This window comes from Thermoanaerobacter ethanolicus JW 200 (assembly GCF_003722315.1).
GTDB classification, from domain to species: Bacteria; Bacillota; Thermoanaerobacteria; order Thermoanaerobacterales; family Thermoanaerobacteraceae; genus Thermoanaerobacter; species Thermoanaerobacter ethanolicus.
On record NZ_CP033580.1, the window covers coordinates 2,086,022 to 2,106,817 of the forward strand.

The 20,796-nt window shown below is 33.7% G+C and carries 16 protein-coding genes and 2 pseudogenes; 2 read left to right on the top strand and 16 right to left on the bottom strand.

The features are described from left to right. The 7 genes from EB239_RS10480 to EB239_RS15030 form a co-directional block, all read right to left on the bottom strand. Complete coding sequence (locus EB239_RS10480; protein WP_003869636.1) at positions 1 to 1,329, bottom strand: transglutaminase domain-containing protein; 1,329 nt, start codon at positions 1,327 to 1,329, stop codon at positions 1 to 3. A 415-nt stretch (positions 1,330 to 1,744) separates the two neighbouring features. Next, a complete protein-coding gene (locus EB239_RS10485; RefSeq protein WP_003869637.1) occupies positions 1,745 to 2,614 on the bottom strand; it encodes an HD domain-containing protein in 870 nt (289 codons plus the stop codon). Between the two features lie 918 nt (positions 2,615 to 3,532). After that, on the bottom strand, positions 3,533 to 4,876 hold the full coding sequence (locus EB239_RS10490; protein ID WP_003869638.1) for a GntP family permease: 1,344 nt from the start codon (positions 4,874 to 4,876) through the stop codon (positions 3,533 to 3,535). Between the two features lie 20 nt (positions 4,877 to 4,896). Further along, complete coding sequence (locus EB239_RS10495; protein WP_003869639.1) at positions 4,897 to 6,030, bottom strand: glycerate kinase; 1,134 nt, start codon at positions 6,028 to 6,030, stop codon at positions 4,897 to 4,899. A 39-nt stretch (positions 6,031 to 6,069) separates the two neighbouring features. Next, positions 6,070 to 7,692, bottom strand: coding sequence for an acyl-CoA dehydratase activase (locus EB239_RS10500; protein WP_003869640.1), 1,623 nt, complete (start codon positions 7,690 to 7,692; stop codon positions 6,070 to 6,072). 22 nt (positions 7,693 to 7,714) lie between these two features. After that, the gene (locus EB239_RS10505; protein WP_042835425.1) at positions 7,715 to 8,965 is read right to left on the bottom strand and encodes a 2-hydroxyacyl-CoA dehydratase subunit D; all 1,251 of its coding nucleotides are present in this window, start codon (positions 8,963 to 8,965) and stop codon (positions 7,715 to 7,717) included. Between the two features lie 487 nt (positions 8,966 to 9,452). Further along, on the bottom strand, positions 9,453 to 9,686 hold the full coding sequence (locus EB239_RS15030; protein ID WP_042835426.1) for a hypothetical protein: 234 nt from the start codon (positions 9,684 to 9,686) through the stop codon (positions 9,453 to 9,455). On the opposite strand from EB239_RS15030, the gene EB239_RS15270 reads away from it, so the two are divergent. After that, positions 9,678 to 9,866: a transposase gene (locus tag EB239_RS15270; RefSeq protein ID WP_404815215.1), complete on the top strand. Its 189-nt coding sequence runs from the start codon at positions 9,678 to 9,680 to the stop codon at positions 9,864 to 9,866. The genes EB239_RS15030 and EB239_RS15270 overlap by 9 nt on opposite strands. Positions 9,867 to 9,983: 117 nt before the next feature. Here the strand turns inward: EB239_RS15270 and EB239_RS10520 are convergent. The 5 genes and pseudogenes from EB239_RS10520 to EB239_RS10540 all read right to left on the bottom strand — a co-directional run. Continuing rightward, positions 9,984 to 10,590 (bottom strand): annotated as a pseudogene (locus tag EB239_RS10520) (UPF0236 family transposase-like protein); the annotation flags it as partial. Positions 10,591 to 10,898: 308 nt separating this feature from the next. Next, positions 10,899 to 12,338 carry an MFS transporter gene (locus EB239_RS10525; protein ID WP_003871565.1) on the bottom strand — a complete coding sequence of 480 codons (1,440 nt, stop codon included), beginning with the start codon at positions 12,336 to 12,338 and terminating at the stop codon, positions 10,899 to 10,901. 18 nt (positions 12,339 to 12,356) lie between these two features. Then, positions 12,357 to 13,199: an ABC transporter permease gene (locus EB239_RS10530; protein ID WP_003871566.1), complete on the bottom strand. Its 843-nt coding sequence runs from the start codon at positions 13,197 to 13,199 to the stop codon at positions 12,357 to 12,359. Further along, the gene (locus tag EB239_RS10535; RefSeq protein WP_129545140.1) at positions 13,156 to 13,956 is read right to left on the bottom strand and encodes an ABC transporter ATP-binding protein; all 801 of its coding nucleotides are present in this window, start codon (positions 13,954 to 13,956) and stop codon (positions 13,156 to 13,158) included. Before EB239_RS10535 ends, EB239_RS10530 begins: the two co-directional genes overlap by 44 nt. Before the next feature lie 26 nt (positions 13,957 to 13,982). After that, positions 13,983 to 14,423: a MarR family winged helix-turn-helix transcriptional regulator gene (locus tag EB239_RS10540; RefSeq protein WP_003867965.1), complete on the bottom strand. Its 441-nt coding sequence runs from the start codon at positions 14,421 to 14,423 to the stop codon at positions 13,983 to 13,985. 214 nt (positions 14,424 to 14,637) lie between these two features. On the opposite strand from EB239_RS10540, the gene EB239_RS10545 reads away from it, so the two are divergent. Continuing rightward, positions 14,638 to 15,987 (top strand): SEC-C domain-containing protein, encoded by a 1,350-nt coding sequence (locus EB239_RS10545; RefSeq protein WP_003870119.1) that lies wholly within the window; start codon positions 14,638 to 14,640, stop codon positions 15,985 to 15,987. A 336-nt stretch (positions 15,988 to 16,323) separates the two neighbouring features. Here the strand turns inward: EB239_RS10545 and EB239_RS10550 are convergent. The 4 genes and pseudogenes from EB239_RS10550 to EB239_RS10565 all read right to left on the bottom strand — a co-directional run bounded on the left by EB239_RS10550 (position 16,324) and on the right by EB239_RS10565 (position 20,793). After that, a pseudogene (locus EB239_RS10550) lies at positions 16,324 to 17,567 on the bottom strand (IS110 family transposase). Between the two features lie 374 nt (positions 17,568 to 17,941). After that, positions 17,942 to 19,831, bottom strand: a complete 1,890-nt coding sequence (locus tag EB239_RS10555; RefSeq protein WP_003870118.1) for an APC family permease — start codon at positions 19,829 to 19,831, stop codon at positions 17,942 to 17,944. 399 nt (positions 19,832 to 20,230) lie between these two features. Then, entirely contained in the window at positions 20,231 to 20,428 is a 198-nt protein-coding gene (locus EB239_RS15275; protein WP_129545179.1) for an IS30 family transposase, read from the bottom strand. Then, entirely contained in the window at positions 20,413 to 20,793 is a 381-nt protein-coding gene (locus EB239_RS10565; protein ID WP_050984244.1) for a hypothetical protein, read from the bottom strand. The genes EB239_RS15275 and EB239_RS10565 overlap by 16 nt, the downstream gene beginning before the upstream one ends. Positions 20,794 to 20,796 lie beyond the last annotated feature (3 nt).

The following is a 20,796-nucleotide window of genomic DNA, read 5'->3' on the forward strand; positions in this document are numbered from 1 at the left end:
CTACCTCCGTATTTCTTTAAAATCTAATACTTGAATCTCATATTTAAAATCATAAATATTTTTATACTCTGTTTCTGCTTCACCAACCTGATTATCATAAGGATCATTACGCCAGAATACTTTCTTAGGTGCAAAGTTTTTCATAAAATCAGAATTTGCCACCATTCTAAATGCATCAAGATTACCAAAATAGAATTCTCTTAATTCTTGATTGTTTTTATAGCGCCCACCAAAAGATAGGTCGGCAGGAAGCCATCCATAAGGTGGTATAAAGAATAATGCCCAATCATGCGGTGACGCTAGGAATGGGGTTATATACCAGCCTGATTGCCATCTGGCAGGAATACCTACAATCCTGCAAAGGGTTATAAAGAGGAGCGCCTGAAATCCACAGTCTCCTTTTAAATTACATGCAACAAACTCAGGAATATTTTCATATAATGCATAAGGATGTACATAAGAGTAGTTAACATTTAAGGTTATCCAATCATATATCTTCTTTGCTTTTAGATAGGGGTTTTTCTCATCTCCTACTATTTCTTTAGCAAGTTTCTTTAAATATGGTGTAAAAATTATATGAGGCGGCTCCTCTGATAAAAAGTCATAATTATTTATTTCTTCGGTATTTGCTGGAACAACTGTGTTTACCCATTCTTTTATAACATATTCGAATTCTACAAAATATTCATTTTCTTTTTTACCTTCAAAATAGATTGTTCTTTGAGGGATATCGGAAGATGCTAAAAAATACTTTTCATGACTTGCTGAAACAAGTTTTACATCTTTCTGCTGAAATTCTTCTTTTGGAAATGGTAACCAAACTTTCACTTTCTCTTCCTCGATGTCTTCTACAATTTTTAGAGAAATTTTAGCACGAACCTTATATTCTTTCGGCTTATCACCATTCAGAAGTTCTCGTAACCTATTGTCATTAAGATTTCGTGACTCTTCTCTACTTTTGTCTTTTTTCATCCTTTTCTGGTAATCCGGAATCGCATAAGTAATATTCTGAACAAATCTTTCCTCATACATTCTTTTTCCATCAACCATAATGTAATCCAAAAATCCTTTATCAAGTAAAGTATAAAATTCTTCATTTGTAAAATTATTTATAAGCTCTCTTGCTTTGTTAATAGCTGTCTCCTCATTATAAGGATAATTCTTTAAAAGTCTTTTTACTCGCTCCTTTTCAAAAATTAATCTCATTCTAAGCTCATTTGGAAGTCTTCTTTCAAGCCATCTTTCAATGAGATGATTTGCTTGGTCAAAATTTCCTAAATATTCTTCACGAACAATTTCCTCTGGAAGCTTAACATTCATAAATTCCACGTTCTTTTTCCCCCTTTTTTATTTTAACATTTCGGTTTTTGCAGAACCCCAAAACCCTCATAAATTCAGGAGTTCTGCTATATATTTTCAAAGGAATTCCCACGCTTTTGTAGAATTCCTATATATGACAAACACAAAAACGAAACGGAGGAAATCCTATGAAAAACAAAGCTAAACAATTATCTCTTGATATTGTTACTAATGGCTTGGGTGTTTAAAGCCTACCAGCTTTTATGATAATGATTCTTTTGATATTGAAAATGCTAATTCTGCTGCTGAATATAAAGCCCCCCTCAGCCTGGCATTGACTCTAATGGTATCTCTACTTGCCCCCGTGACCCTTCCCTTAAGATGGTTTACGACGTTATAACATGGAAAAATGGCAGAGCTTCTCTCATCAGCATTCTTCTACACTTTACAACTTCCTGCTATTGAAAAATCCAGTGTAAATGTCCATTTCAATTTCCTGATTGTAAGAGGGAAAACTGCTTTCTTCCTTCACATAAATTCTGGTGCCGTTTATCTTCATCAATACTTTAGAACCTCTGCGAGTAATTCCAGCTGAAAGGCCATCAATTAATCTGAAAAATCTGTACATTGGCAATAGAACCTCAGGGAAGTCGGACGGCAGTTCGTTTTCAAGATGATGATGATACTTTATCAAATAATACACCTTATCGTCTATATTATATAACGCCTTGCTTAAATCAGCGCTTCGAAATGCATGAAAATAACCCTTTTCAAACACTTCTTTCGGATTTACTATATCTCCTATCTTCAACTCCGGCTGTACTTTCCCAATATCATGCAGAATAGCTGCCTCTACAAGTGCATTCTTATCCATCCCCGGCAATTCCATCAGACCTTGTCTAAAAGCATCTGCAATTAATTTAAGCATGTTTACGACGTGCCTGAAACCACCATTTCTGATTACACCGGTTATCTTCACCATGCCTGTACTTTCGTCGTACTCATCCATATACTCTGGAACAGATTTCAGCCGTGCCTCTATACGCTGGTCAGGAAGCATGATCGAAAATGCCGTTTCCACTTCATTTTGACTACTTCTCAATTTTTGCATCATATTGTATTCCGCTGCTTCATCTCCCATGAGAAACCATTTTAGTACTACGTTATAGTCAATGTAGCCCTTTGCGCCGTTTTCTTTTTCTACGATAACCACACCTTCTTTACTTTCAAGCATTACTCTTGCAACTTCTCTTAAATCGGCATCCTGTGAAACTACAGGTAAATTAATATATCGGCCTATAGTCATATTTTCCATCAAATTACACCCCTCTAATCTTTTTGTTTGTTCAGATTCTATAGAAAACAAGCCTGTTCGTGCCTACTGCTTCCGGCAGTAATATGAGAAATCCCTTACCTCCATATCTCGCAAAAACTATCTCCCAAAAACAAAATTGTTTGTAAAATATACAAAAAATATGGTCCCTCAGATAAAACCTATTTACTTATTGCACTAAAAGCATAAAAAGCGAAAAAAGCTTAACCAGGCGTGTTTCAAGCGCACAAAAAATGTTCATTAAGTATATGATAATTTTTATCATTATATACACTAAATGTACAGTTATTGAGCACGTTGATAATTTGAAAAACATGCTTTTCAATGCTTAATGTGCTTTTCGTGCAAAAAAATTATATAAAAAAGTAAAAAAAGTAAAAAGGAAATAATATTTATGTCCACATAGCCCTATCACCAGACAAGTATTCATCTTAGGTTAGTTTTTAGCTTGTATGTATGATAATTTTTATTGTAGATGACTCAACCTTTTTATCTGTTAAATTCATACAATGTATATAGATCTAACCTTGTATTTTTGTTTATAATACCCGCTTTCTAAACTTTTTTGCTTTTTTGATATTATTAAGCTTCTTATTCTTACATTCGCCTTTATTATACCATATCAGAATGTTTTGCAATATAGCAATAAAAAAATATACCCACATGTGTAAATAAGAGTAGCAAGGCAATATAAAAGCAAATACTGGATAGCCTCTGTATCAAATGAGGGCTAGAGTATAATGAAGTTATTTACATTTAATGTATAAAGTTGCTAATAATGACATTATGTTCTGATCTAAAAAGTAAGGGCAGGCATTCAGAAAATACCTACCCCAACTCTTGACAAAAAACCTATAAAAACTTCAACACCAAAGATTTTGGGTGCTTTATTGTGACATATTAAATTAAGAATAACGACAAAATGAAAACTGTGATTATTGTTACTATTCCCATTATTAGGGTTGCAACAGTTTGAGTCTTGTATGCAGTTTTAACATCTATCCCACCAAACTGAGAAACAACCCAAAAATAACTATCGTTTGCATGGCTAACGGTCATAGCACCTGCACCTATTGCCGCAACCACAAGGGCCTTTGCAATATCTGAAGTAAATCCTAAAGATGGTAGTAGCGGAAGCATTAATGCTGATGTCGTTATAAGGGAAACGGTCGAAGAACCTTGTGCAGTTTTAATTGCTGCTGCAATAATGAATGGCAAAAACATACCAAGATTTAATCCCGACAAAGTTTGTCCGAGATAATCACCTACTCCTATTTCTTTAATGACATTACCTAATGAACCACCTGCTCCAGTTATAATTAATATTGTTGCAGAATCCTTTATTGCTTCGACAATCCAGGAATTTAATGTTTCAGAACTTAAATTTGGTAAAAGCAAAAATGCAAAGAACATACCTATTAAAAGTGCATTTACAGGTGTTCCTAAAAATACAAATAGTTTATCAAAAAAGCCCTCTCCAAATGGTTCACCTGGGAACTTTGCGATTGAGCCAAGTGCCATTAAAATTATGGGAACAACAATTGGGGCAAATGATTTCCAAGCATCTGGAAGTTTGCCGTACTTTTTTAAAACTTCCTCATAGCTTATGCTTTCATCAATATTAGCTTGATATTTTGAAGCAACTTTATTAGCAAATATATTACCTGCTATCATTGCTGGTATCGCTACCAGAAGTCCTATTAAGATAACCAGTAAAAGATTATTAAGTTGAAGATTAGAAGCAGCCGCAATTGGACCTGGAGTCGGCGGAACTAAAACGTGTGTTGCATAAAGTCCTGTTGAAAGTGCTATAGACATTGCAACAAGAGATGTTTTAGTTTTCTTTGCTAAAGCTTTGTTCAATGAAGAAAGAATTATAAATCCACTATCACAGAAAACAGGTATAGAGACAATGTAACCTATGATACTCATTGCTATTGTAGGTCGCTTTTCTCCTACAAACTTAATAATTGCCTCAGCCATTTTGATTGCAGCACCTGATTTTTCAAGAATGGTTCCTATGATAACACCAGCTATTATTACTATTCCTATGCTTGTGAGGGTGTTGCCAAAGCCTTGAGTAATTATCCCTGCAATTTTATCGGATGGCATAAATGCTGCAAAAGCTAAAAAATATGATGCGAAAATAAGGGCTAAGAATGGATGAAGTTTAAATTTTGCTGTTGCAATTACGATAAAAAGTATAGTCAAGAATAGAATAAAAACTAAATATGGACCTGACATTAAAACCCCTCCTTTATTTTTTAAGCCTTTATGGCTTTGATTAACCTAAAAATTCTCTCAGCAGATTTTTCTAACAATGTTGGTGCGTTTTTTACGGCATCTTCAAGGGACATTGGCTTTTCCATAGTTGAAAAAACGCTGCTAACTCCAATCTCATAAAGTTTTTCTATATCTTCAACCGTTCCTGCTATTACAATAAGCGGTTTATTATGCTTTTTGCACAATTTAGCTATTCCTGAAATTGTTTTCCCAAATGCTGTTTGAAAATCTATTTTCCCTTCACCGGAAATTACTATATCAGCTTCTTTTATTTTTTCTTCAAGTTTTAATGTTTCAGTTATTATTTCTATACCACTTTTTAACTGCGCATTTAAAAATGCCATAAGTCCTGCGCCTAAGCCACCTGCAGCTCCTGAGCCTGGAACATCTATTATTTTTTTATTAAAATACTTTTCTAAAAGTTTACCATAATGTTCAAGGTTTTTATCTAAAACTTCTACCATCTCCTTTGTAGCACCCTTTTGGGGACCGTAAACTCTTGATGCGCCATTTTCTCCAATTAAAGGATTTGCTACGTCGCAGGCTACGATAAACTCACATTCCTTTAGTCTATCATCAAGGTTTGAAGTATCTATTGAGTAAATTTTTGAAAGTTCCCCACCTCCAAGACCTATTTCTATGCCATCTTTATCATAAAATTTAACTCCTAACGCTGATGCCATGCCAGCACCACCATCGTTTGTTGCACTTCCACCTATTGCTATAATGAATTTTCTGCAACCTCTATCTAAAGCATCTTTTATAAGCTGACCGGTTCCATACGTTGTTGTAATCATGGGGTTTCTCTCATAATCCTTCAAAAGATAAAGTCCTGAGGCAGCAGCCATTTCTATAACTGCTGTTTTGCCATCACCTAATATTCCATAAAAACTTTCAATATCTCTAAATAAAGGATCTTTTACATTTGTTTTTATTATTTTCCCTCCAGTTGCATCAACTAATGATTCAACAGTTCCTTCGCCACCATCTGCCATAGGGACTTTCTCGATAACGGCTTTTGGGAAAACCTTTAAAATTCCTTTTTCTATGCTATCTGCAACCTCAAATGCAGATAAACTTCCTCTAAACTTATCGGGAGCTATAAGAATTTTCATAACATCACCACCATTTTATTTTTATCATAAAAAGTAACTTCATTTACCTTCAAGTGAAATTAGCGCTGCTCCAAGCGCTCCAATAATCTGTGGTTCAAATGGGATTACAAGTTTTTCACCGAGCCTGCTTTCGATGGCATAAACTACTCCCTGATTTTTGGCAACGCCCCCTGTCATCATGTATTTTCCTTTTCTTCCTATTCTGTCGACCAGGGAAACTGCTTTTGAAGCAACGGCTTTATTGAGGGCATGTATTATATCCCTCTGGTCCTTATTTTGGGCAATAAGAGATATTACTTCCGATTCTGCAAATACAGTGCACATACTGGTAATCGTGATATTTTCTTTTACTTCCTTATGGACTTTTGCCATTTCTTCTATTGAAATCCCTAACGTTCTCGCCATTACTTCAAGAAACCGGCCTGTCCCTGCTGAACATTTGTCATTCATTACAAAATCAATGACATTGCCGCTGTCATCTAACCTTATCACTTTGCTATCCTGTCCACCTATATCTATAACAGTTCTAATAGCATTGTCTACAAAAAACGCGCCCTTTCCGTGACAGGTAATTTCAGTTACAATTCTATCTGCAAAGGGAATGCTTACTCTTCCATACCCTGTTGCTACTATTGATGTAATATCCTTTTTTTGAAGTCCTGCACTGTTTAAAGCAATTTCAAAAGCTTTAAAAGCACTTTCTAGAGCTTTAGGACCTGTTGGAATAATAGAATATGATATTATGTTTTTGTTTTCGTCGATTATGACTACATTTGTAGAAGTAGAGCCACTATCCACTCCTACAAAATATCCCTTCTTGGCTCTCTGTTTTTCCATCTTTTTTATACCGGTTGATTCCAAAAAGGCATCTATTCTTGTTAAAATCTGGCCGCTATTTGAATCGTTATAGTCAGTTTCAATTTTTAAAAGTGGGACGTCTGCTTTGCTTTTGAGTTCAGCATACTCATAGGAATAAAAATCACAGAACTTTATGGTGTTGTATATTATCCCCTTGAATTCTTTATTGATTAACTTGCTTCGATCTTCTGCCATTCTCATACAGGGTGTTAAATTGAGAAGCGATTCCGCATAGCTTTTTAATAAATTATCTTTTGCTTCAATATTGAATACTCTTTCTTCACCTGTGCAGGTAAAATTTATTATATTTGCTGTACAAGAATTTATGATTTTTTCTATAACATCATCTTTAAGCCTCGCACCTAATATAGCAATGCTTTCAGTGGATTCCTTTTCTTTATTAAAAGACTTGCTTTCTAGAATTTTTAGCAAATTCTCTTCAGCAAAATTCTTGTTTTTAAAGGCCTGATACGCTTCTATAAATTCAATTATTTCATTGTAAAAAAGATCTATTACGAGAGGATCTTTTTTTCTGGGCAGGTCTAGAAGATAGATAAATTTTACTTTACCTTTTAATACATCATAAAGTCTTTTTATACTATCACAACAGGCAGTTAATACAACCTCTTCAATATTATTTTCAATTATATTTTCCAAAACCCCTTTTGCAAAACTGCACATATTTGAGTGAATCAGGGCCTCAGCATGTTCATGAGATTTATATCCTGACTCAAGTCTTACCGGTTCTTCTCCAAAGGCTTCGATTATTTCTACAGGCGTGTATTTGCAAATGTACCCTATCAATTTTTCACCTCCAGAAAGATTGCTAAAGCATTTCAAGAAAAGCTTCGAGCCTCGTCCTATTCTGCCCCTCTTGATTATTTCTTTTGTCTACACAATCCCCATCTAAATAAAGAAATGGAATACCCACTTCTGAAGCAAGATTTTTAATTATAAACGTTCCACCCATGGACTGTTTACAGCCCAAATGACAAAACTGTATAATGCCGTCCGGTTTTATTTTTTCTATCAGTTCTTTGATTCTTGCAACTTTCCTATTTATTTCACCATTAAAAGAGTTTAAGATAAGCTTTTCAGCGATTCCCTTGAAGGGGTCGTTTTCATCAATTTCATCAAGAAAATCATAATTTAAGTCACTACCAGCAATGTAAAATTTATCGCTGAAGTTAAAGTAATCTTTAAAATTTTTCTCAAATATAGGAAGAAGGTGTATAAAAAATATGCTTTTTCCACTTCTTTCAGGAGCTCTTTTTATATCCTCCACTAACATCTCATAAAAATGTAATACTTCCTTGCTTCCAATGAATACATGGGATGTGAAAAGCATATACATTTCAAAAGTCATGGTAGGTATAAATCTTTTTTTCCCTGCATAATTTAAATACTCTTTCATAAGTACTCTTGTTTTATTTTCCGTTTTTACAACTTCCCTCAATTTATCAATATCAAGCTTTCTATTAAAAACTTCCTCAAGCTTTTCCGCCACTTCTAAAAGCTGTTTTTTTACATACACTACGGAGTCTTTAGAATATTTGTAGGGAATATCAATAATGTACAGTGGAACCCCGTGTTTTTTTGAAAGATACTTGAAAGTAGGTATATTCGCATCGCATATCATGGAAGTAGTCATCATAAATTTAGGTTTTTTGAGGATATTAAGTTCACTGGCTCCTATGAAAGTTTTATGATAACTGCATAAAGTATTTGACATGCCTCTCGATTCGGCAGTATCAACAAGATAATCTTCGATGAAGAAGCCTGACATGAAAGAAGAATATGCTTCAATAAATAAGGGTTTTATGTCCATAGCAATCAAAAATTCAGAGGGTGCAAAGAGGTTTACCCAAGCAGAATTTTGAGGATTTGCTAAAGAATCTTTTATGCTTTTTATAGAGTATTTATTTAGGTAATGAAGAGATTTGGGAATCCTTTTGTCTTTGAAAAAGCTCACATAATAGTAAGCAGAGGTAAGACCAAAATTTATTAGCTTATTTACTTTTTCCGGTCTATCCATATTATCTTTTATAATATTGGTATAAATCTTTACTGTATCCATTTTATCACTACCCCATAAACTAACCTTCCTCACAGAAGTGGTTTTTATCCAGTTGATATTTATTTCTCATCTCCTAGATAATTTGTTTTGCCCTTTCCCTAAGCATTCTTTCTTCTTCATTTTCAGGCTCAGGTAAGGTAACATTATGCGGCGCTGGTCTTCCATTCTCATCTACATGAATAAAAGTAGCAAAGCCTAAGATGCGCAATACTTATTTCGTTCATCATTTTAGCCTCCTTTAAATTAATTCTATTCATTGGCAAAAGAATGCAAAATCCTTTAATTTAATATTATCACAGTTTTTAAGTTTAGCCAAACCCGTTTTATGAGAGTCCGTGTCAAGTTTTCGTAGGTAAATTTTTTTAAAAATTTTTTGCCTAACTTACCTCACCACCAATACGTAATTCACTTTACTGAATATAAAATATGTTCTATTTATGTTAAATTATTACTTCAGAAGCAAACACTAAACATCTCGCTTCTTTTATTAGCCTTTAAATGTAAAATACTGGTTATTAACTTCCTGCTTCAAACACTTATCGCTAGACCATTGGCTCGCGTTATCTCTTTTAAAAACATATTTTATCCAGGGTCTTCCTGCAAATGGCCCTTCTAAAATCGGCAGTGAAACTTTTAGCCATTCATCTATTTCTTCAGCTTTGTAATCTTTTCTTGCACTTATGTAAGCAAGTATCCACGGTTTATAAATACCATTCTTCAAAAAGCTGACCACTACTTTGCTTTTACAAGATACCCGGAGGAGGCACGAAAGCGCATTTATACCACAAGTGCAGTTGAAAGTGTTAATAGCTTGGTTGAAAAAGTGAGAATAAAATCTGGTGGATATTTTCAATCAGCTGATATTTTGGAACTCAATGGTTTATTTGCAGAGAGCATTTGAAGCAAACAAAATGGGAAAAGCCTGTTCCAGTGATAAAAGCTTACATTTACGAGATCATGCAGCTTTTCCAGTTACGTTACTATGCTCAGACACAAAATTCTTGACAAGTCTCTCTGCTCTTTGTAGCCTTATTATTATACCATCGCTTTCTATGTATAGCTTCTTTGTAACCTTCTCTCCTTTCGGTAACTTCCCATCTTCAAAAACTTCTTTCCTCTTTTCTTCACTGTACTTGTTTTAAATCTTTTCCTACTTCCTGCACTCCTTTCCAGATCGTCATCGGACTAATTCCAGGAAAAAGATAGCTTAATATTTCTGCTGCACGCCTAAAAGGCATTTCTGTATCTAATTTTACAGCTATTTCTCTTAACTTCGGTGTTATTTGTGAGCGGGATCTTAAACCTAATAATTCATTCAGTAAAAGCTTTGTCTCTCCTGTCTTTTTGTTTCTGTATAGACGCCTCCTGTATATAAATTCTCCAAAGGTACTAACAACCTGTTTCGCTCTAAATCCTACTACTTCCCATACTCCCTTTTCTCTTTCCTTCATGAGTTGTGTGTCTATTTCTTCTAAAGCCCATGCAAAAATTTGAGTGGATACCTTCTGCATGAAGTTGTGGATTCCTTCTTCAAGTTCATAAAAATCTTTACTTTCTTTAATTATTTTTATTAATCCATTTGCAAAAAGAAGGATTGCGCCCACTATGTGTCGAATATCTAACATATCAGACCTCACCTTCCTTTTGATTTTTGTTTTATTTCGTTTTTGGGGGTGAGGTCTTTTAACTACACCTATCCCCCTTTTTCCTGCTTCATTTCACCTACTTAAATTTTACACTGCCTTTTTAGTCTTAGGATAAATTAATTTGAGAAATTACATTTATCTACTTTTTTTGTTTAAGTTGTTATGCTATAAAATCTAAGGAACCCTTCTGCTGTAAAGGGTTCCTTAGATTTTATCAAAAGCAATATTTTCTCTCTGCGTTGCAATCCATCTTTCTGCTACTGGTGTTTTTTATTATCTTAACTTACTTACATTCTTTTATTAGCACTATATTCTGATTCCCATTTGGGCTGTGGTCCTCTTAGATAGGATATAAAAGCTGCAACCAAGCTTATTGCAAAAGATACCCCAAAAGTAGACCTTAAGCCCTTAATAAATTGAGCAACTGCTATCCCTTTTGCCCCAACTTGGGTTCCTACAAAAAGTGCTTGCATTGCTTGTGGATCTATGCTTGAAGAAATTATTCCCATAGCCAAAGCTATACTTATTACTGTTCCGGCATTGTTCATCATTGTCCTTACTCCTGCCGCTATTCCTCTTTTGTCAACCGGAACATTACTCATTATAGCATTGGTATTAGGAGATATAAATAGTCCGGAGCCAAAACCCATTATAGCCATCCACAGTATTAACTTTGTAATTGACGTTGTAGTATTTATTCCCATAAAACCTACAAGTCCTACTGCAGATATAAATAGCCCTATACTGCTTAACTCTCGTGACCCATACCTATCAGATAACCAACCGCTAATTGGAGAAACCACCATCATTGCAAGAGCAAATGGCGTCAATAAAATACCTGCAGTCAACGGATCCATTGCCTTAATACCCTGCAAATAAAAAATCAAAAGAAAAGTAACGGCTCCTCTTGCTATTCCGTTTAGAAGATTACTCGTATAGGCAAAAGCTAATATTCTCGTTTTAAAAAGATTCAAATCAAGCATTGGCTGGTCTACGGTATTTTCAATATAAACGAATAAAACAAACAAGGCTATTGCGACAACAAAGAGAGTAATAATGTGTGGATTTCCCCATCCTGCAAATCCTCCAAAAGACAGGGCAATTAAAAGTATTATCATAGCAACGGTAAATACTAAAGTACCAGCATAATCAAATTTTTGATGCTCAGGAAGAGCCTCTACTTCCCTAAGTTGTAGTGCTGCCCACAGCGTGCCAATAATCCCAAATGGCACATTGATGTAGAAGATGCTTCTCCAGCCAAATTTAAGCAAAAATCCTCCTAAAATAGGTCCTATGACATTTGCAATGCTTATAACCATGCTGTTTATACCTAAAGCTTTCCCTAATTCGTTTTTAGGAAAAGCGTCTGTTACAATCACTGTGCTATTAGCCATCATTAAGGCGCCACCAATAGATTGGATAATTCTAAACAAAAGCAATTGAATACCCGAATTTGACATTCCAGATAGTAAAGAACTGAGAGTAAATATCGCAAAACCTGTAACATATAATTTCTTTCTTCCAATCATATCTGCAATTCTCCCTATTGTCGGTACAAGTATTGTAATAGAAAGCATGTAACTCATGACAACCCACATGATTATAGTCATATCAGCATGTAAAGCTTTCATAATATCTGGCAAAGCAATTAAAAGCATACTCCCATTAAGAACAGAAAAAAGAGCACCTATTGTAGTGCATAAAAGCGCAATCCATTTGTATTCCATAGCAATATGCATCTCCTTTCATGTGACGATTCTTGGATATAATAATGCAGCGCACAATTGCAAAATAACAGTTATGAATATTATTATTAGCCAATCCAAGCCTGCATTTTGTATAGGACTATTTAATAAATATCCTCTTAAAAGTTCTACAATATAACTCAGAGGATTTATTTGTGCTACTATTTGCAGCCAATGAGGCATAATCTCAATAGGATAAATTGCATTACTGGCAAAGAAAAGAGGCATTGTTATTACCTGTCCTATGCCCATAAATCTTTCTCTGGTTTTGACTATAGCAGCAATAGCCATGGATAAAGAAGAAAAGATAATAGCCCCAAAAATTATAGTAATTACACTCATTAATATGTTAACAATGCTCCAATGTAATTTTATCCCTATTAACAAGGAAAGAAACAGTATAATCATTACTTGACTTATTGCCCTTACACCGGCTCCCAAAGCTTTTCCCGTAACAAATGCAAAGCGAGGTACTGGCAGTGCAATTAATTTTTGAAGAATTCCCTGGTCTTTGTCCCAAATAATACTAAGTCCATAAAAAATTGATATAAACATCATAGACTGTGCCAGAATCCCTGGAGTCATAAATGTCTGGTAATTAACATTTCCTGTCGGAATAGCACGTACTTTGGAAAAAGCCTGGCCAAAAACCAACAACCATAAAGCTGGTTGAACTGCGCGAGTAAAAAGTTCAGTGGGGTCATGGCGTAATTTTCTTATTTCCATCTCAGCAATAGTAAAGGAATTAGCCATATAGGCTATAAATTTTGATAGTATAGAAAAACTGTGTCGTCTTTCATTAGTCAAAGCGCTGAATGCGCCTTCTGACTTGTCGCAATTCATTGAAGTTTCCCCCGCTTTCCAGTCGATTGCCTGTAAAAAATGTAAAAACATCTTCTAAAGTAGCTTCTTTATTTCCAGTCATCACCTTTAATTCTTCAGGGGTTCCAAGTGCAGCTATCCTGCCTTTATTCATAATAGCTACCCTGTCACACATGGCTTCTGCTTCTTCCATATAATGGGTTGTTATTAAAATTGTAAGTCCCGTTTCTTTTTTAAGTGCTTCAAGAACTTCCCAAACGTTACGTCGTGCTACAGGATCAAGACCAACTGTCGGTTCATCAAGTATTAATAATTTGGGCCTGTGTATTAATGCCTGGCCGATTTCCAGTTTCCTAACCATACCACCAGAGTACTCTTTGACAATCCTGTTTGCTGCTTCACTTAAATTTAATATGTCAAGAATATGATTAATCCTTTCTTCTCTCTCTTTTTTAGGTAAGCGCAATAATTTTGCAACAATTAGAAGATTTTCATACCCTGTTAAAGTTGAATCGGCTGATAAGGCTTGCGGTACATATCCTATTAAATTTCGAATATAACCTCCATTTTTTATAACATTTATTCCCTCTATTTTGATTTCGCCTGATGTCGGAGGCAAAAGCGTAGTTATCATACGAATTGTAGTTGTTTTTCCTGCTCCATTAGGTCCCAATAAACCAAAAACTTCTCCTTCGTTTATGGTAAAACTTATACCTGCAACTGCTTCATACTTTCCAAAAAGCTTCCTTAGATTTTTAACTTCAACAGAAAAAGGCATATAAACACCTGCTTCCAAATTAAAATTTAGCAAGTCTCACATTCTTTCAATTGATTCCAAATTAACCTCAAATCCCTGTTTAGACGTTCTACGTCAAGTCCATCAATTTTTTTCAAAATATTTGCGAGTATTGATGTACGATATTGTAAGATCTCTTTTAATAGTTTATCACCTGCTTGGGTTAATTTAAGATAAACAAGCCTTCTGTCAGTTTCATCTCGCCATCTTTCAACGAGCCCATCACTTACAAGATTGTCAACAAGCCCTGTCAGAGTGCCAGGAGCCAGCAGCAACCTTCTTTGCAATTCTTTCATGGTTATTGGGTTGTCAGCCGACAACTTATTCATAACCCAAAACCTCGCCATTGTTATATTTTTTTCGTTGAGATAGCTTCGAGTATATAAATTTAATATGTGGTTTATCTCTCGTAAAAACATTTCTAAATTGTCTATATACCCTAGTTTCATCAATTTGCCTCCCTAATATTTTGGTTTCCAAATTATATTATAACATTATTTTTACAAAGTCAATAGGGTGTAAACATTTTATTATAAAAATGATAGATAAAGACATAAATAAATGCGTGAACAATGAGATAAGTATCCTTAAAAATAATAGACAAGAAGAAAACAGTGTGGTAATCTATAAAAAGAAAGTAAAAATCAATTTGGAGGGCGTTAAATGAGTAAAATTTTTGATATTGATAGAAATGATGAATGCATTTGTGGAAGTGGAAAAAAATATAAAAAATGCTGTCTTCCTAACATAGAAAAAATTGAGAAAACCCTCTTAAAAGAAATAGAAAAAGATGACGTATTTTTACCTTATGATTATGAATTTATACGAATATTAAGTGTAATGTATGGAATTAAGCTGGATAGTAAAAATGAAGCTGTAAATGTGGAAAAATTAAAAGTATTACTAATAGAATCATTGAGAGAAAGAAAACAACAACTAGAAGAACTTAATGAAGAAAATGAAGATGAAATAACCGAAGAATTATTTAGAAAAATTGTAAATATATTCAGAAAAAATGAAGGGTTGAAAGACTTAAGGATCCCGGTTACTTTTATAATGAATGTAGATCTTGATAATGAGGAAGAAATGGAAAGAGTTTTAGATGAAATATCTAATACATCTTTTTTAGAAAACTATTTATTGAATTTAGCCTATTCTCTACGTACAGAAAAATTTACCGAAGAAGAAATGAAAAATATCTTTATCTGGCTTTCAATAGCAGTTATAGATAAAACTTATAAGATATTTACAACACCTATCTTAGAAGCAACGGAATTTGACCTTGTGGATGGAGAAGATGAATTAGAAAAAGTTATAAATGATGCAGAAAAATTACCTCATGACTTAGTGAAGGAGAAAGTGATGGAAATATTCTATAAATATCCTATATTTGCCGAATATTTAAGTGCCAATATGCTTATGGAAATGGAAGATGAATTAAATTATATTTTAGACCCTGAAATGGAAATTGAAATACCATTTTATGTATTTTATATATTTTATTTAAAGTTCCTTACAAAAGCTGCTGAATTCTTTAAAAAGAAAAACACAGAACAACAAGAACTTTTTGATTCTATATTTGATGAAGTGATAGATGAAATTTTTGATGAAGATATAGTTGCAGAAAAAGTGTATTTTTCTATATTAGACAAAATAGTAAAAATAGAAAAAACTACAAAAGATAATGACCTCAAAGAAAAGCTTCAAAACATATTAGAATTTTTAACTATACCAACAACATTCCAGATTAGTTTAATAAAGATAAGATTTGTTATATCCCTATCTAACTATGTTAATACTTTACCTCAAAGAATAGATGATAGCAATATGATTTTAGAAAATCTAGAACAGCTATTATCAAGAAAATTTTTTAATGAATATATAGCCTATTTAGAGTCAAAGGATTTTGAAGAAGTGCAATACTTAAAACAGCTTTACAATAAAATTGAAGAACAAAAAGCAATTATATATGATAATATGAATGCGATTGTAAATGCATTAAAAGGTTTTTGATTTTTGTTGTGTAGAAATGTTATGAATTTATAAATAAATCAAAAAGAATCAATATAAAGCTACTTTAAAGGCTTTTTAAAGTTTTAAGGTAGCTTATTTTTGTTAACATTTTAAATTTTATTATTCGATGAGATAATGGCTGACTGTGGCAAAACTTTTAAGCTTTTTCTTTTTAATTAAAAAGTTAACACGAAAATAGACTATCTAAAAGGAGAATTTTGAACATTGACAACTGCATAGGCTTAAACATCCAGCCAGAAAAAAGGTAATAAATATTAAACCAATGCTTTAAAAGCATCAGCTGGGAATTTTTGTAAAGTTATCTAATTATACTACTTAAATTTGGGACACTGTTACTTCTAAACCCAACTTGCGAGCTTCGTTAATAATCCGTTTAACGCGAATTATTTCCTGTTTCTTTCGCACTTCATCGAAAATTCTTTCATCATAGTCAGTGTTATTTTTAAGCATAGTATAAATGATAACTAATATTTTCCTGGCAAGTGCTACTACCGCTTTTTTTGTACCACGGCGCTGCTTTACTTTCCAATACCATGTGGCAAGATATGAATCCCTTATGCGGGTTATACTCCATGCTACTTCACACAGTATCCTCTTTATATAAGTGTTTCCTTTTGTTACTCGAGTGGACTTTTTTTTCCCGCACTTTCATTATTACCGGGACTTAATCCTGCCCATGAGCAAATGTGCTCTGCAGTCTTGAATTTATCCATATCTGTACCTATTTCAGCAATTATTGCAGCAGCTGCCGTTACATCTATGCCAGGTATTCCATCTAGCTGTTCAATCTGTCTCTTGTATTTTTCAATCTCAGCATTAATACTCTCTTCTATCTCATAAAGATGTTTATACGTTTCATCTAAATGATTGAGTAAAAGCTTTAAAAATTCTCTTTGATGCTTATTCATTCTACCATTAATTGATAGCTTTATGTCTTCTATTTTACTGCGTGCTCTCCCTCTTACATAATTTTCAACTTCTTTAGCTGTTATACTTCCATGCTCTGCTATATGGTCTATTATCGCTCTACCTGATACGCCAAATATATCTGTCAAAAAATTTGAAAGCTTAAATCCACAGCTTTGTAAATGCTTCTCTATACGATTTTTTTGAGAAGATATCTCTTCAATTATGCTTTTGCGATATCTCGTAAGGTTGCGTAATTCTCGAATTTCTTGCGGAGGAATAAAGCTTCCACTTAAAAGACCAGCTCTTAATAAAGTAGCAATCCATTCTGCATCTTTCATATCAGTTTTTTTACCGGGTACATTCTTCATATGTTTTGCATTAGCTACTATGATTGATATGTTACCATCAAAAGCACTTTCGAGTACGTTATATACGGGTTGCCAGTATATCCCTGTACTCTCCATGGCAACATGATGACAGTTTTCTGTTTCAAGCCATGTTTTTAATTCTTCAAGGTCTTTTAATAAAGTGGAAAATGTTCTTATCGTTTTTTCCGGCTTTTCATCATTGACAGAACCTTTAAGCAAACAAGCCACTATTGTTTCTTTGTGAACATCTAGTCCACAGCAAACTTCTAGTAAATCCTGCATTTTCTTCACTCCTGTTAAATTTATTACAGGGTTGATTACCTGAGAAAAATAAGAAACTTAACACCCGTGCTGTTCCCATATTGCCTTAATATGGGGCGACAATTGGTTGTGCTCAAAGGTAATCAAGTTAGGTTAATTCACGAGGTATTAATCCATCAGCATTAAATCAACCTTTGACCCTGTTAATTTTAGTTTACCAAAAAACTAGTTTCTTGCAACTTGAAAATTTATTTTCATCTATGGTTGTGCTTTGTTAAGCATGGAGGGTTAATTAAAAAAGAGCAATTAACCACTGCCCTGGCATTGCTCTTTCCAAGATAACACATTAATTTTTCTTATATTAAAATCTGTAAATACTTGATAATCACAAAAATCTAATCTTTCTCTAACACATTCCACAAAGATTGCTTTTTATTCTTCAAAACAATTTCATCATCTTTTAGTTGAAGGGGCATAACAGACACAACAATGTGCTTTTCTTTTAACAGCTCTTTTTCAATAAACAACCATGTATGATTGTGCAATAGCTTTTGCCACCACTTTGGTGCAGTAAATTTTGGTATAATTACAGTTATTATATCTCCCTTTTGATAGTTATACTCTTCTGACTTTATATATTCTAAAAGTGGTTCGATGATTTTTCTGTAAGGTGAGTATCTGATAACTAAAGGAATAGAACAATTTAACATTTTATATCTTTCTTGCAATTTCTTTGCTTGCTCCTCGCTTATAGAAACATTGAATGCAATTACATTATCAGATATAGTCCTTGCAAACCTTAATGCTCTTACACTTGCTTTGTTTAAACTTTCTATTGGAACAATTACTCTATTTCTATAGATATTGTGTTCAATATCTAACAATTCTTTATCAGCAGGTGTTATTCTGAGCTGGTCAGCAACAGCAATATAATGAAGTTTTACTTTTACCATTGCAAGAACAAGTACAGGTATTAAAAGAACAACAATCCAAGCGCCTTCTTTGAATTTGGTTATTGCAATTATAATGACAACAACAAAGGTAGTAAGAGCTCCAAACCCGTTTATAAAAGCTTTTATGTGCCAGCTATTACCTTTATGTTTGAGCCATCTTACAAACATGCCACTTTGAGACAATGTAAATGATATAAATACACCAATAGCATAAAGACCAATTAAGGCCGAAACATTGCCTTTAAAAATGACAATTAATAAAGCAGATATTAATGAAAGAATTATTATTCCATTTGAATAGCTCAATCTGTCTCCTTTCATACTTAGTTGTCTTGGAACAAATTCTTCCTTTGCCATGACAGCTACAAGCATTGGAAAACCTGCAAAAGCTGTATTTGCAGCAAATATAAGAATTATAAATGTTGTTGCAGCAACGAAATAATACATAAAAGTTTTGCCAAAAACTTCTTGAGCCATTAAAACAAGCATTGCACCTTTTTCAGGATTTACTCGATAGTAAGTCGCCAGTAAAGATGTCCCACCAAATAATATAAAAATTATCAAAGATAAAAGCATAAGAACCATTTTTGCATGTTTTGTAGCAGGCTCTTTAAAGTTGGGAACAGCATTAGCAACTGCCTCAACACCTGTTAAGGCAGTACATCCACTTCCAAATGCTTTCAAAAGCAAAATCATTGTAACAGGGTGTATTGGATAATTTATTTTTGGTTCAGGCGGTATATAACCAGTTTTGAGCTTGAAAAATCCCGCGATTATTAGTGAAACTATCGCCAACATAAAAGCATAAGCCGGAATACCAAATATACGTGAAGATTCTCTTATTCCCCTTAAGTTTCCTATCATCAATAATAAGACTAAAAGCAAGCATATCTCCAATTTATATGGTCTTAACACACTGATAGCAGTTACAATTTGATCAACACCAGATGATATAGAAACAGCAACAGTAAGTATATAATCAACTGATAAAGCAGCACCAGCAATGATTCCTGCTAAAACTCCAAGATTGTCCTTGGCAACAATAAAGGCTCCACCACCGTTTGGATAGTTATCGATGGTTTGACTGTATGAAATCATAAGAATAAAAAGTAATACAATTATAGCTAGTGAAAGAATAGGGATTTTTTCAAACGCTAAAATTCCTACAGCAGGAAGTAATGCATATAGCATTTCTTGCCCTGCATATCCAACGGATGATATAGCATCGCTTGACAAAATCGGCAAACCCCATAAAACACCGTATTTTTCTGATTTTTCAACTTCATTTGGCAATGGTTGTCCAATTAAAACCCTTTTAATTTTTTCGAGCAAGGAAATCCTCTCCTTTGCCGATAATTTGAAGTATTAAATGGTTTTACAGTCAACTATATTATTATATTACCTTATTGCAACAAATTCAATTACTAACGTAGTTCATCCGTGTCAAGATTTTGTAGTGTAAATTGCAATATTAAACGCAACATTTATTTACATTAAATGCTATTATTTCATAACCATGTATGATACTTATATGTACTTCCCCTATAGGGGAAGTACAGTTCCATAATTTTACATATTAACTAAATCTGCAATAACTTCTGTTTTAAATTTTTTGCTCCCATTTGTTATTCTAGTTAATAGCTTGAGCTATCTCTTGCAAAAAGAATTCTTCTGGTGTCTTATATCTTAAAATTCTTCTTAGAAGTCTATTACACCAATCTTGTACTCGCTCTACGGTCCTTCCAGTAAGTCAGCTATTATGCAACCTCTAGGTATAAATCTCCTCACTAATCCATTGTGACGTTCATTTGTGCCTCTCTCAAATGCAGAATATGGATGAGTAAAGTATGCTTTACTGCCATATTCTTTTAGCATCTCATCTAGCTCTGCAAATTCTGAGCCATTATCTGCCGTTATGCTCTTGAATATCTTTGGAAAGTTCTCTTTATATTGTTCTTTAAGTCTATCAAATACCTTTTAATTGATAAACAGTCCTTTTTATCTATCACAAACATATATTCATACCTTGTAAGGCGCTCCGTTATTGTTAATAAAACTTTATCATTTGTTCGTTTCCCCATTACAGTGTCTATCTTCCAATGCCTAAAAACTTCTCTTCTGTTTATTTCCTCTGGCCTCTGTGGTATACTTTCTCCCATTGCAAATAACCTACTACTGCATCTGGCGACCATTTGTCTTTTAATATTTTTTCCTCTATAAATCTTAGAAATTTTTCTACTTTGGCTATTTTGAACTTTGCTTCGCAATTTTTTTATTCTTCTTATATACTTCATACC

Bases quoted from the DNA above. Each gene is read 5' to 3' on its own strand.
- EB239_RS10485 (WP_003869637.1), bottom strand. From the start codon at position 2,614: ATGGAAAATATGACTATAGGCCGATATATTAATTTACCTGTAGTTTCA.
- EB239_RS10490 (WP_003869638.1), bottom strand. From the start codon at position 4,876: ATGTCAGGTCCATATTTAGTTTTTATTCTATTCTTGACTATACTTTTT.
- EB239_RS10495 (WP_003869639.1), bottom strand. From the start codon at position 6,030: ATGAAAATTCTTATAGCTCCCGATAAGTTTAGAGGAAGTTTATCTGCA.
- EB239_RS10505 (WP_042835425.1), bottom strand. From the start codon at position 8,965: ATGGATACAGTAAAGATTTATACCAATATTATAAAAGATAATATGGAT.
- EB239_RS10525 (WP_003871565.1), bottom strand. From the start codon at position 12,338: ATGGAATACAAATGGATTGCGCTTTTATGCACTACAATAGGTGCTCTT.
- EB239_RS10530 (WP_003871566.1), bottom strand. From the start codon at position 13,199: ATGAATTGCGACAAGTCAGAAGGCGCATTCAGCGCTTTGACTAATGAA.
- EB239_RS10535 (WP_129545140.1), bottom strand. From the start codon at position 13,956: ATGCCTTTTTCTGTTGAAGTTAAAAATCTAAGGAAGCTTTTTGGAAAG.
- EB239_RS10540 (WP_003867965.1), bottom strand. From the start codon at position 14,423: ATGAAACTAGGGTATATAGACAATTTAGAAATGTTTTTACGAGAGATA.
- EB239_RS10545 (WP_003870119.1), top strand. From the start codon at position 14,638: ATGAGTAAAATTTTTGATATTGATAGAAATGATGAATGCATTTGTGGA.
- EB239_RS10565 (WP_050984244.1), bottom strand. From the start codon at position 20,793: ATGAAGTATATAAGAAGAATAAAAAAATTGCGAAGCAAAGTTCAAAAT.